We start from the raw sequence: 14,018 nt of genomic DNA on the forward strand, positions 1-14,018 counted from the left end.
AATTTAATAAAAGAATAAAAATATACCTTAATAAGATCATAGTTTAGTTTTAATAATAAGCGATCTTTTTAATTTAAAAATACTACTTATAATGAGTAAGAAAGAAGTAAAATCAGTAAACTACGGTTTAGAAAAAATATTTGAAGGAGCACAAGATTTTTTGCCCCTTTTAGGAACAGACTATGTAGAGTTCTATGTAGGAAATGCTAAGCAGGCAGCGCATTTTTATAAAACAGCTTTTGGTTTTCAATCGTACGCTTATAGAGGGCTAGAAACAGGAGCAACAGATTGTGTAAGTTATGTCATAAAGCAGGATAAAATCAAGTTGGTATTAACAACGCCGTTAAATAGCAAGTCAGCGATTAATAATCATATTGTAAAGCATGGAGATGGAGTAAAGGTAGTAGCTTTATGGGTAGAAGATGCTCGTAAAGCATATGAAGAAACTACGTCTCGTGGGGCAAAGTCGTACATGGAGCCTACTGTAGAGAAAGATGAATATGGTGAAGTTGTTCGAGCGGGTATTCATACGTATGGAGAAACGGTTCATGTATTTGTTGAGAGAAAGAATTATAATGGTGTGTTTTTACCAGGATTTAAAGAATGGAAAACAACGTATAACCCACCAAGTGCAGGATTAAAATATATTGATCATATGGTTGGAAATGTTGGTTGGGGGCAAATGAATAAATGGGTGAAATGGTATGAGGATGTAATGGGGTTTGAGAATTTCTTATCATTTGATGACACGCAAATTCATACGGAATACTCTGCATTAATGAGCAAGGTAATGAGTAATGGTAATGGTCGTATAAAGTTTCCTATTAATGAGCCAGCAAAAGCAGCAAAACGCTCTCAAATTGAAGAATATTTAGATTTTTATGAAGGAGAAGGAGTACAACATATTGCAGTTGCAACAGATGATATTATTAAAACGGTAACGCACTTAAGAGATCATGGAGTAGAGTTTTTACCTCCGCCTCCGCAAACATATTATGATATGATCCCTGAGCGTTTAGGGAAGCATATGGACATGATGAAAGAAGATATTTCTAAATTGCAAGAACTATCAATTATGATTGATGCTGATGAGGAAGGTTACCTGCTGCAAATATTTACAAAGCCAGTGGAAGATAGGCCTACATTGTTCTTTGAAATTATCCAAAGAATGGGAGCTCGTGGATTTGGAGCTGGTAATTTTAAAGCATTATTTGAATCTATAGAAAGAGAACAAGAGAAAAGAGGAACTTTATAAAAAAGAGAAAGAAGTAATATAAAAAGTTAAGGGTAGGTTCGTTCTACTCTTGACTTTTTTGCATATTTTGCGGGCGAATTGTAAAAAAAATAAATCGCCATTCTTACCTAAAATAAATCTCTTTTGTTTAGTATTGAGATTCAAAAGAATGCCTTTTAAATGAAATAAAATGAATAAAGAAGAGCTTTTAAAGGCAATTGAAGAAAAATATGATAAGTTAGGGATCCCTGTAGAAACTATGCTAGAGGGTTTGTTGTGGAGTAAGCCAATTACTTATTGGGATTATATTCAAACGGATGCCCTTTTGGGCTTGCAGATACCTAGATCTACGCAACCAGATGAAATGGTATTTATTATGTATCATCAGGTAAATGAATTGCTGTTTAAAATGGTGTTGTGGGAAATAGATCAGGTCGCAAAATCTATAGAGATTACCGCAAAAAAGATTTCAAAACATTTGAAGAGAATAACGAGATACTTTGATATGCTATGCAATTCGTTTTCTGTGATGACAGATGGGATGGATGTAGATCAGTATTTGAAGTTTAGGAATGCGCTTACGCCAGCAAGTGGTTTTCAAAGTGCGCAGTATCGAAAAATTGAGTTTGCATCTACTGAGCTAATAAATTTAATAGATGCTCGTTTTAGAGATAAGATTGATAGAAATTCTTCTTTTAAAAATGCATATGATCATTTGTATTGGCAAGCCGCTGGTAAAAACTATACAACAGGTCAAAAAACAACTTTATTAGAGCTGTTTGATAAGAAATATATAGCTGATTTTATGGATTTCATGGAGGATTATAATGATTGTAATCTTTCAAAAAAGTTTAAGCAATTGTCAAAGGAAATGCAAGGAGATAAAGAGCTGGTGGAAGCAATGAGAAACTATGATTATACTGTAAATATAAAGTGGGTGATGGCACATTATAATGCAGCAAGTAAATATTTAGGAGGAGAAGATAAAGATTTAGAAGCTACAGGAGGTAGTAATTGGAGAAGGTATATGCACCCTAAATATCAAAAAAGAATTTTCTTTCCATATCTATGGAGTGAGGAAGAATTGAAAAACTGGGGAACTTTCTAAGAGATGTACAAAAAAAAAAGATGTTTAACATTAAGTTGAGCATCTTTTTTTATTTTGGAACAATAATTGCCTAATTATTTAATAAGTTTGGATATCATGAGGAAAAAAGGAATAATTATTTTTATGCTGTTTTTAGTTGTAACTACTTTTAGTCAGGAAAAAATAGTGCCATTTAAAGATGGAGAGTGGCTCCGCTTTAAAATGAGCTATAGTGGTTTCTTAAAGGCTGGAAATGCTACACTGTCATTGAAAGAAGAAGAGCTAAATGGTAAAGAAGTGTTTCATGCTAGAGGAAAAGGGTGGACTACAGGAATGATAAAATGGTTTTTTAAGGTAAATGATGATTACCAATCTTATTTTGATAAAAGGACAGGAACTCCCTATTTGTTTAAAAGAAAAATAGATGAAGGAGGATATAAAAAAAATAAGATAATTACCTTTTATGAAGATCGAAGAAAAGCATATATACAAGATTTTATAAAGAAAAAAGATACGATACTTTCAGCGATTAATGTTCAAGATATGATTTCGACTTTTTATTTTTTAAGAAAATATAATACTAAAAACCTTAAATTAAATGAAGAGATCAATGTAAATATGTTTTTTGATGAAAAAACGCATCCTTTTAAATTAAAATATTTGGGAAGTGAGGTGTTGAAAACAAAATTTGGAAAAATAAAAACTCAAAAATTTCGTCCCTTAGTACAAGCAGGAAGGGTATTTAAGGCTAAAGAAAGTGTTACGATATGGATTACCGCAGATGATAATAAAATTCCTATAAAGATGAAAGCTTCGTTGTCAGTAGGTTCTCTAAGAGCGGAATTAGATGCTTATAAAGGGTTAGCAAATCCTTTTCCTATCATATATGACTAACCTTCCCCTTAATAAGTGAGGGTGTAAAAAAGAAAAACTCAAAATAAGTATTATTATTTGTACTTTTGTCTCCCCAATAAAAAATTAAAATAGTTCTTGAAAAAATATATTCTTCCATTTCTTGTTCTTTTGCTCTTTTTTTCTTGCCAAGAAAAGAAAAAAGATATTCCGAATAAAGTCCAAACACCCAAACCCAAACCGGTTTTTGCTTATGGCTTTAATCTAAACAACTATAAGGTTATAAGAGATACTATAAAAAGTGGAGAAAGTTTTGGGGTTATTATGGATAGACACCATATAATGTATCCTAAAATAAATGAAATAGCAACAAGGATAAAAGATACTTTTGACGTTCGTAGAGTGCGAACAGGGAAAGTATATACTATTTTGGCATCTAAAGATTCCTTAGAAAAAGCTCAGGTATTTATTTATAAGCATGATAAAGTAAATGCAACCATTATTGATTTTAAAGATTCAATAATAAGCGCATATGATTTTAGAAAGCCAGTCAAGATTACTGAAAGAGAAGTTGTTGCAGAAATTAATTCTAATCTTTCTGTAACGATGGATAGCTTGGGGTTAAAGCCTAATTTAACGAATGAAGTAGCCGATATTTATGCATGGACTCTTGATTTTTATAGGCTTCAAAAAGGAGATCGATTTAAGATGATTTTTGAAGAAAAGTATATAAATGATACTACTTTTGTAGGTTATGGCAAGATAAAAGCAGCTGTTTTTAATCATAAAGGGAAAAATTTATATGCCTATAGATATATAGCCGATAGTGTCAAGAAAATAGCGGAGTACTATGACGAAGATGGAAATATGCTCAGAAGCCAGTTTTTAAAATCTCCTATAAAATTTCAGTACAGAATTTCCTCAAGGTATAACTTAAGAAGAAAAATAGCTTTGTATGGAAGAGTTCGACCACATAAAGGAACTGATTTCGCTGCAAAATATGGAACACCAATTATGACTACAGCAAATGGTACAGTCATAGAATCAGCTAGGAGAGGAGGAAATGGTAACTATGTGAAAGTTAAGCATAATGGCACCTATACCACCCAATATTTGCATATGAAGAGGAGAAAGGTAAGAAAAGGAGATTATGTAAAGCAAGGAGATATTATTGGTTGGGTTGGTATGACAGGAAATACCAGTGGTCCACATGTTTGCTATCGCTTTTGGAAAAATGGAAGGCAAGTAGATCCATTTAAAGAAAAATTACCCTCAGCAGAACCTTTAAAAGAGAATATCAAACCTATATATTTTAATTTTATTGAGCCTTTAAAAAGGCAGCTGGATGAAATAACGGCTAGTAAAGAAAAACAAATAGACTCAATCCACCAAAAAACAATAACAAATGAGCTTGCCGAATATTAATCCTACAAAAACAAAAGCATGGAGTAAGTTATTACGTCATTTTGAAGAAATTGAAGGGCTTCAAATGAAAACATTATTTGCGGAAAACAAGGAGAGAGAAAAAGAGATGTCTATTTGTTTCAATGATTTGTTTGTGGATTATTCCAAGAATAGAATCACAGAAGAGACAATTGATTTACTAATTGAGCTGGCAGAAGAAGTAGGTTTAAGCAATGCTATTGAAAGTTATTTTTCAGGAGAAAAAATTAACACAACAGAAGGTCGAGCTGTATTACATACTGCATTAAGAAGCAATTCGGAAGAAGTAATTTTAAATGGTACTAAAAATATAAAGCCAAAGATCCAAACAGCGCTAAGGAAAATAAAAAGTTTCAGTAATAAAGTGATATCAGGAAAATGGAAAGGTTATACTGATAAACCAATAACTGATATTGTAAATATAGGAGTCGGAGGCTCTCATTTGGGGCCAGATATGGTTGTTGAAGGGTTGAAATATTACAGCAATCACTTAAGAATGCATTTTGTATCGAACATTGATGGAGATCATGTTTCCGAAGTGTTGAAAAAGATAAATCCAGAAACGACGCTTTTTATTATAGTTTCTAAGACATTTACAACTCAAGAAACAATTGCAAATGCAAATACAATAAAGAGTTGGTTTTTAAAGTCAGCATCGCAATTTGATATTTCTAAACATTTTGTAGCTGTATCAGCTAACTTGGAAGCAGTAGATAATTTTGGTATAGATAAAAAAAATGTGTTTCCAATATGGAATTGGGTTGGAGGTCGTTTTTCTTTATGGTCTGCGGTTGGTTTATCTATTAGCTTGTCTATTGGATTTGATAATTTTAAAGAATTGTTAAATGGGGGAGAAGAAATGGATATACACTTTAGAAATGAAGACTTAAGAGATAATATTCCTGTAATTTTAGGATTGTTAAGTGTTTGGTATAATAATTTCTATGGTACGGAAACAGAAGCTATTTTACCATACACACAGTATTTAAGTAAGTTGCCAGTATATCTTCAACAAGCAATGATGGAGAGTAATGGTAAGAGTGTAGATAGGAATGGCAACGCTATTCATTATCAGACAGGAACTATTGTTTGGGGGAATACAGGAACTAATATGCAACATGCTTTTATGCAGTTGCTTCATCAAGGAACCAAATTAGTGCCCGCAGATTTTATAGGATATAAGGAGCCTTTATACGGGTTAGTAGAGCATCATGAAAAATTGATGGCAAACTATTACGCTCAAATGGATGCTTTGACTTATGGGAAAACAAAAGAAGAGGTTCATTTAGAACTTAAATTCTCGGGAGAAGCCGAAAAAATAAGCCAATTATTACTTTTTAAGGTTTTCAAAGGTAATAAACCAAGCAATACAATTCTATTTAGAAAGTTAACCCCTAATTCTTTAGGGAAATTAATAGCAATGTATGAGCATAAAGTTTTTGTTCAGGGTGTTGTTTGGAATATTTGCTCGTACGACCAGTTTGGCGTTGAGCTAGGTAAAGAATTGGCTAGAAAACGATTTACTAAATGTTAAATTTCAGCATTTTAAATAGTTTCTTTTTATAGTTGAAAGTTGTTTTTTGTTTTAACTTTTTGTTATTGAGTTTCTTAGGTGTTTTTTTTTAGTGATTCTAATGTTAATTTTTTATTAAAACTTAACATTAAGTTAATATTAAAACTCCGTAAAAACAGGAATTTTGCAGAGCATTTAATAACTAAAATTTAAAAATGAAAAATTTTAAAAATTTATTATTGGTAGTTCTGTTTTTTACAACAGCTATCGTTTTTGGACAAGCTAAGCTCACGGGTATTGTCGTTGATGAGATGGGTGAACCATTACCTGGGGCAAATGTTATGGAAAAAGGAACGACTAATGGTACGTCTACTGATTTTGACGGTAAATTTGTTTTAAAATCAAAATCCAATAAAGGTGCTGTTATTGTTTCTTTTGTAGGGTATAGCAACAAGCAAGTAGCATTTTCTTCATCTAAAGTAAATTTAGGCAAAATTCAGTTAGAGGCTTCTAATACATTAGATGAAATTGTAGTAACAGCAAACTCTATTGCAATTGATAGAAAAACGCCGGTAGCCGTTTCGACGATCAAAGCATCGGATATTGCATTAAAGCTAGGAACTCAAGAATTTCCTGAGGTGTTGAAATCTACTCCAGGAGTTTATGCAACTAAAGCAGGAGGAGGATATGGTGATGGTAGAATTAATTTGCGTGGATTCAATTCTGAAAATGTAGCTGTAATGATTAATGGAGTTCCTGTTAATGATATGGAAAATGGTAGAGTGTTTTGGTCTAACTGGGCAGGATTAGGGGATGTTACGTCTTCAATGCAAGTACAGAGAGGGTTAGGTGCTTCTAAGGTAGCGGTACCTTCTGTAGGAGGAACAATCAACATTATTTCTAAAACCACAGATATTGATGAAGGAGGAAATGTAGCTTTTAGCTTGGGTAATGATGGATATAAAAAGTTTGGATTTACATATTCAACAGGATTAAATGATAAAGGTCTAGCAGTAACTGTTTCTGCTGCTAAAACTGATGGAGAAGGATATGTAGATGGTACGCCATTCACAGGGTTTAACTACTTTTTAAATGTTTCTAAAGAGTTTAATGATAAGCATAAATTATCTTTGACAGCTTTTGGTTCTAAACAACGTCATGGACAGAGACAAAATAGACAGTTAATAAAAACGTATAGAGATAGTGAAAGAGGTAGAAAGTATAACTCAGATTGGGGGTATAAGCAAGGGCAGTTAACGAGTTCTGAAGATAACTTCTATCACAAACCACAAATATCTTTAAATCATAACTGGACTATTTCTGATAAAACGTTTATATCTACAGCAGCATACGCTTCGTTTGGCTCTGGTGGTGGTGGAGGTACTGGAGGAGCTAATAAATTTCAATTTGATAGTAAGGATTATAGGTTAGGTCCTTTAGGAACGATAAACTTTGATAAGATTGTTTCTGAAAATATTGCAAATGGAATAAATGGTTCAGAATCAATATTAAGAGCATCAAGGAATGATCATGAATGGTATGGGGTTTTATCTACTTTGAAAACGGATTTATCTGAAGATTTGACACTTTTAGGAGGGGTAGATTATAGATATTATAGAGGTTTCCATTTTACAGAGGTAACAGATTTATTAGGAGGTCAGTATTTTATAGATAATGCTAATGTAAATAACCCAAATAACAAAGCAAAGGTTGGAGATAAAATTTGGTATGATAATGAAGGAAGAGTAGGATGGCTAGGAGGTTTTGGTCAATTAGAGTATGCTAAAGATGCATTGTCTGCATTTTTATCATTTTCGTTGTCTAATACTTCTTATCAAAGAGTTGATTATTTCCAATATTTAGATACGGACCCTTTACAAAAATCAGGTACTTATAACTTTTTAGGTTATGGAACAAAAGGAGGGGTTAATTATAATATAGATGAAAAGCATGGTGTTTTTGTTAATTTAGGATATTTTGAAAAAGCACCGTATTTTAACACAATATTCCCTTCTCGTAATAATGTGGATGTTAACGATGAAGCTAAAAACCAGAAGATAACAAGTTATGAGTTAGGTTATACGCTTAGAGGTGAAAAATTATCAGCTAATTTTAATGTTTATAGAACACTTTGGGAAGATAGAACTGAGGTAGCCCGTTTTCAGTCGCAAGATGGTAGTTTAGCATTTGCAAATATTTTAGGGGTAGGGGCAGTTCATCAAGGAATAGAATTTGACTTTAAATACAAAGCGACTGATAATTTAACGCTTACAGGAATGGCATCTCTAGGAGATTGGAGATGGGGTAATAACGTTAAAGATGTGAAAATTTTTAATGAGTCTAATGAGTTGATTCGAACGGTTAATTTATTTATCAAAGGGTTACACGTAGGAGATGCAGCTCAAACAACAGCCGCATTGGGGCTTAATTATAAGTTAACTCCTGAAACTACATTTACTGTTGATTATAATTATTTTGCAGATTTATATGCAGAGTTTGATCCAAGTGATAGACAAAGACCTAATCTTCCAGAAGCATGGAAATTACCAGCGTATCATTTATTTGATACTGCATTGAGACATAAATTTGAATTAGGTAGTTTTAAAACAACGCTTACCGCTAGAGTAAATAATGTATTTGATGTTGAATATATATCTGATGCAAATGATAGAGAGAATTCTACGGCATCGGAAGCATTGGTATATTATGGAGCAGGAAGAACCTTTAGTGTTGGAGCAAAAATTAATTTTTAAAAACTAAAAAAATGAAAAAAATAACTTATTTATTGGCTATTTTGCTTGTTGCTTTTGCAAGCTGTACGCCTCTTGAAGATATTCATAGAGAAATAGATGCATTACCAGAAGATCCTAATATTGGTACTTTTGAATATGAATTAACAGATGAAGATTATAAGTCGTTAGATTTATCTTTTGGTAACTTTAGCTCAGAAGCAGATGCTAAAGAAGCTTTGCCTGATTTCTTAGCAGAAAAGTATGCATTATATGGAGGAGGGTCTTCTGTTAATGTAACGTTTAAATTGTATTCGCCAAAATTAAATGAAAAGAGTTTAGCAGTATATGAGGTTACTAATGCTGATTATACAGCACAAGGGTTGAGGTTTCCTAATTTCTCTAGCTTCTCTCAAATAGAAAAATTTTTAAACACGAAATATCCGAATCCTGATAATAGATTATTAGTTTCTTTAACTTATGATTATTATAATGGTAGTGTTTCAACTTTGAATAGTGGTTTTATTTATGTAGATGGAAATTGGGAAATGGCTACAGGGATTACAACGGAAGAATATTCGGCAATGGGAGAAGGGAGACCTCAGTTTTCTAGTGAAAATGAAGCTTTTTCTAAGATCCCAGTATTTATGAATGATAAATTCAAGTATGATGCGAAAGAAGCGGGTGATATTGAAGGTATCATGTATAAACTTTATGTTACAGATGAACAAGATATAGATGGAGATGGAAAAACCAATGATAAAGCTGTTTATAGTTTTGTGGCATTTTTTATATATGATGGAGTAAATTGGTCAAAATATTCAAATGTTATTAAATCTAGTGTAAAATTTGGACATGATGGTACTAAATGGGTGCCAGACAATACTATAAGATATACTTTTACAGATGCAGATTATGCTTATATAGGTACTGAATTTGCTAACGAAACAGGTTATGTTGAAGCAGCAGCTAGCGTACTTAGGTATTCAAATTTTGATAGAAGACCAAAAGGAAGTGCTTATTGGAGTGATGAAATGCTATTGAATGCTGCTGGGAAGTTATTAGATAATAATGACCCTACGGCTGTTGAAGACCAGCAGTATGTTTTGATCTTTAGTATTTATGATGGAAATAGTGGAGTTGAAGAGCTAAAACTAATTAAAAAGGCAGGTAAATGGGTTAAAAACTAATTCATTTTGATATAACTTTTAAAACCACCTCTGCTGAGGTGGTTTTTTTATGCGTAAAAATCTGTACATTTACGGTGACTAAAAACGTAACAAAAAATGATAAAAAACGTACACTCTTACTGGGCATATATTGTTGTAGCAATATTAGCTTATGCGGTAATTAATGCAATTATAGGCCTTGTTCAAAAAAAAGAATTCACTCAAAAGGATTTTAGAATAGGTTTATTTACTTTGATAGCTGCTCATATTCAATTGTTAATAGGGTTGTCATGGTACTTTATGAGTCCTTGGTATAAGTTCCTAAAGGCTAATGGAGGTGAAGTGATGAAGGATAGTACAGCTAGACTATTGGCTATAGAGCACCCTATAATGATGGTGGTTGCAATTATTTTGATAACTATAGGTTGGTCTAAGCATAAAAAACAAACATCTAATATAGCTAAGTTCAAGACTTTTGCCATTTTTTATGGATTGGCATTATTGTTAGTTTTAGCGAGAATTCCTTGGAGTCTTTGGCTTAACTAAAATGTAAAAATAGATCCCGCTTCAGTGGGATTTTTTTTACATTTGTTTTAAATAAAATTATACATGAAAATATTAAGCTACTTACTATCAGCAATTTTTGCATTTGTTTTTTTTACTTTGTTATTGATTTTTCACCCTTTACAGTGGATAGGATTGAAAGTTTTTGGCCAAAATGGACATCAAAAAGTGGTGGATGTAATGAACTGGTTCTTAATAAAATCATTGCTTATTTTAGGCGTATCTGTTCGTGTAAAAAATGAACAGGAAATACCTGAAAATAAAACAATTATTTTTATATCTAATCACCAGAGTATGTTCGATATTCCACCTATTATCTGGTATTTTAGAAAACATTTTCCAAAGTTTGTGTCTAAAAAAGAACTAGGAAGGGGTATTCCAAGTATTTCTTTTAATTTACGATATGGAGGGGCAGCTTTAATCGACCGGAAAGATGGAAAAAAGGCATTGATGGAACTCGCAGATTTTTCAAAACGTATTCATAAAAATACATGGTCTGCCGTTATATTCCCTGAAGGAACGCGTAGTAGGAATGGGAAACCTAAGCCATTCGCTGTAAATGGTTTAAAAATGATTGTAAAGTATAATCCGGAAGCAATTATAGTTCCTTTAACAATCAATAACTCATGGAAGGTGTTTAAGTATGGAAAATTCCCATTAGGCCTTTTTAGCCCAATAAAAATTCATACACATCAGCCAATAGAGGTAGGAACATTACCTTTTGAAGAGTTAGTAGAAAATGTAGAGAAAACAATTAAAAGATCTGTTTTCTAGTGTATTATATAAGCCATGATATTGCGGTTACTGAAAAAAAGAAGAACAAGAAGATGTTTTTACTAGGGTAATTTTAATTTGTAAATGGCATTCTATAAAAGAAACAAACAACAGTAAATATATGTCAATACAAAATATTCGAAAAGAAGTGATGAAAACTCTCGAGAAAAATATCGATAGTTTCGTAGATAAATTTTTGGTACCTATTGAAAAAATATGGCAACCAACAGATTTTCTTCCTAATTCACAAACAGACTCTTTTATAGATGAGGTAAAAGAAATTCAAGAAATATCTAAAGAGTTGGAAGATGATTTCTGGGTAGTATTGGTCGGAGATACGATTACAGAAGAAGCATTACCAACTTATGAATCATGGTTACTAGATTTAGAAGGAGTAACTCAGCAGCCAGATAATGGTTGGGCAAAGTGGATACGTGCATGGACTGCAGAGGAAAACCGCCATGGAGATGTTTTGAATAAGTACCTGTATTTATCTGGAAGGGTGAATATGAGAGAGGTAGAGGTTTCAACGCAGCATTTAATAGCTGATGGATTTGATATTGGAACAGCAACAGATCCTTATAAAAATTTTATATATACAAGCTTTCAAGAACTAGCTACCTATATATCTCATAATAATGTAGCTAAAATAGCGCGAAAAAAAGGGCATAAAGCATTAGCAAAAATGTCAAAGATTATAGCGGGTGACGAAATGAGGCACCATTTAGCTTATGCTGAGTTTGTAAAAGAAATATTTAAAATAGATCCTTCTGAAATGATGCTTGCCTTTCAGCATATGATGAAACATAAAATAGTAATGCCAGCAATGCACTTAAGAGAATCATTAGGGAGTAAAGGTAGTCTTTTTGAAGATTTTTCTGTAGTAGCGCAACGAATAGGAGTATATACAGGGTTTGACTATGTAGAGATTATTAAAAAACTTAATAAAGCATGGGAAATAGATAAAATATCTGAATTAACTCCAGAGGCAGAAAAAGCGCGTGATTACTTGATGAAACTCCCAGATAGGATGTATCGTATAACGGAGAGAATGGTAGTACCCGATACGAAATTTAATTTCAAATGGATGATTCCGTCTTAAAAAAAGCTGTTTAAAAAGAAGGTTTTTGCTGTTTTTTTATTGAAAACCTTTCTGAAGCACGAGTTAACATCTACAAAACCGCAGCGTAATTTAAAAACTGCGGTTTTTAGCTTGTTTGTAATTTTATTTTTGATTTTACTTTTTAGTAAAATCGGAATGGAATAGACAGCTTAATTATTGTTCGTTCATTAGTGTTTCTATTTCATCAGCTTCAATAGGGATGTTTCTCATTAAATTAAAAGGGGCGCCTTTTTCTTGAATGACAACGTCATCTTCTAAGCGAATTCCAAAGCCTTCTTCAGGAATGTATATACCTGGTTCTACAGTAAATACCATATTTGCTTGCATAGGTTCGTGTAGCAAACCATAATCGTGAGTATCTAGCCCCATATGGTGAGAAGTTCCATGCATGAAATATTTTTTATAAGCAGGCCAATTAGGATCTTCATTTTGGATATCTGCTTTATCTATCAGACCTAAGCCTAGCAATTCAGAGGTCATTAATTTGCCAACTTCTATATGGTATTGAGTCCAGTCAGTACCTGGGATTAGCATTTTAGTAGCTTCGTCTTTTACTCGGTTAACTGCATTGTAAACTTGCTTTTGCCTATCAGAAAAACGACCAGAAACAGGAATTGTGCGTGTCATATCTGATGAATAATTAGCGTACTCAGCTCCCACATCTAATAAAATTAAATCGCCTGCTTTACATTGTTGATTGTTTTCGATATAATGAAGTACGTTTGCATTATTACCAGAGGCGATGATAGGGGTATAAGCGAATTTTTTTGAACGGTTTCTTAAAAATTCATGCATAAATTCAGCTTCAATTTCAAATTCCCAAACATTAGGTTTTACAAAGTTTAAGATTCTACGAAATCCTTTTTCAGTGATATTACAGGCTTGTTGGATTAGCTCAATTTCAATTGGACTTTTAACAGAACGTAAACGCTGAAGAATAGGGTTGCTTTTTGCCACGGAATGGGCAGGGTATTTAGCTACTAACCATTTTGTAAAGCGATCTTCTCTAGTTTGTGTTTCCACATTAGCACGGTAATGTTCGTTGGTGTTGATGTAAATAGTATCTGCAAGAGCCATCATCTCAGCAAATACCTTTTCCAGATCGCTTAGCCAAAAAACGGTTTTAATACCGCTTGTTTCAAAAGCTTTTTCTTTAGTTAATTTTTCACCTTCCCAAATAGCGATATGTTCATTCGTTTCTTTTAAAAATAATACTTCTCGGTACTGTTTTTTAGGACAATCAGGAAATAAAACTAAAATACTTTCTTCTTGATCTACACCAGATAGGTAAAAAATATCCCTATGCTGCTCAAAAGGCATTGTGCTATCTGCACTGATAGGGTAAATATCATTTGAATTAAAAACTGCTAAACTATTTGCTTTCATTTTTGCAGTAAAATTCTTGCGATTTTCTATAAACAACTTGTTATTTATTGGATGGTACTTCATGTTTAATTTATAGTTTAATATGTTGAATTCGGATTGTTTTTCTTGAAATTTTTGGTGTGTTTATTGCTGTTGTTCCATTTC

General features: G+C 32.6%; 11 protein-coding genes. 10 read left to right on the forward strand and 1 reads right to left on the reverse strand.

The genetic code is table 11. The features are described from left to right. Positions 1–91: 91 nt before the first annotated feature. From hppD to MARIT_RS00945, 10 genes are all read left to right on the forward strand, one after another. On the forward strand, positions 92–1,255 hold the full coding sequence (gene hppD, locus MARIT_RS00900; RefSeq protein WP_100210526.1) for a 4-hydroxyphenylpyruvate dioxygenase: 1,164 nt from the start codon (positions 92–94) through the stop codon (positions 1,253–1,255). A gap of 169 nt (positions 1,256–1,424) precedes the next feature. Beyond that, entirely contained in the window at positions 1,425–2,342 is a 918-nt protein-coding gene (locus MARIT_RS00905) for a tryptophan 2,3-dioxygenase family protein (RefSeq protein WP_100210527.1), read from the forward strand. 96 nt (positions 2,343–2,438) lie between these two features. Continuing rightward, entirely contained in the window at positions 2,439–3,215 is a 777-nt protein-coding gene (locus MARIT_RS00910) for a DUF3108 domain-containing protein (RefSeq protein ID WP_024740328.1), read from the forward strand. A gap of 96 nt (positions 3,216–3,311) precedes the next feature. Continuing rightward, a complete protein-coding gene (locus MARIT_RS00915; protein WP_024740327.1) occupies positions 3,312–4,598 on the forward strand; it encodes a peptidoglycan DD-metalloendopeptidase family protein in 1,287 nt (428 codons plus the stop codon). Further along, on the forward strand, positions 4,579–6,150 hold the full coding sequence (gene pgi, locus MARIT_RS00920; RefSeq protein ID WP_100210528.1) for a glucose-6-phosphate isomerase: 1,572 nt from the start codon (positions 4,579–4,581) through the stop codon (positions 6,148–6,150). Before MARIT_RS00915 ends, pgi begins: the two co-directional genes overlap by 20 nt. Before the next feature lie 194 nt (positions 6,151–6,344). Then, positions 6,345–8,882 carry a TonB-dependent receptor gene (locus tag MARIT_RS00925; RefSeq protein WP_100210529.1) on the forward strand — a complete coding sequence of 846 codons (2,538 nt, stop codon included), beginning with the start codon at positions 6,345–6,347 and terminating at the stop codon, positions 8,880–8,882. Between the two features lie 11 nt (positions 8,883–8,893). Continuing rightward, a complete protein-coding gene (locus tag MARIT_RS00930; protein ID WP_100210530.1) occupies positions 8,894–10,048 on the forward strand; it encodes a hypothetical protein in 1,155 nt (384 codons plus the stop codon). Positions 10,049–10,147: 99 nt separating this feature from the next. Then, the gene (locus tag MARIT_RS00935) at positions 10,148–10,573 is read left to right on the forward strand and encodes a hypothetical protein (protein ID WP_100211978.1); all 426 of its coding nucleotides are present in this window, start codon (positions 10,148–10,150) and stop codon (positions 10,571–10,573) included. Between the two features lie 63 nt (positions 10,574–10,636). Next, on the forward strand, positions 10,637–11,365 hold the full coding sequence (locus tag MARIT_RS00940; RefSeq protein WP_100210531.1) for a lysophospholipid acyltransferase family protein: 729 nt from the start codon (positions 10,637–10,639) through the stop codon (positions 11,363–11,365). A gap of 121 nt (positions 11,366–11,486) precedes the next feature. Next, positions 11,487–12,467 carry an acyl-ACP desaturase gene (locus tag MARIT_RS00945; RefSeq protein WP_024740321.1) on the forward strand — a complete coding sequence of 327 codons (981 nt, stop codon included), beginning with the start codon at positions 11,487–11,489 and terminating at the stop codon, positions 12,465–12,467. Between the two features lie 174 nt (positions 12,468–12,641). Here MARIT_RS00945 and MARIT_RS00950 read toward each other — a convergent pair whose 3' ends face one another. Next, positions 12,642–13,937: an aminopeptidase P family protein gene (locus MARIT_RS00950; protein WP_024740320.1), complete on the reverse strand. Its 1,296-nt coding sequence runs from the start codon at positions 13,935–13,937 to the stop codon at positions 12,642–12,644. Between the last annotated feature and the right edge of the window lie 81 nt (positions 13,938–14,018).

Origin of the sequence: Tenacibaculum maritimum NCIMB 2154, from assembly GCF_900119795.1 — a bacterium.
GTDB classification, from domain to species: Bacteria; Bacteroidota; Bacteroidia; order Flavobacteriales; family Flavobacteriaceae; genus Polaribacter; species Polaribacter maritimus.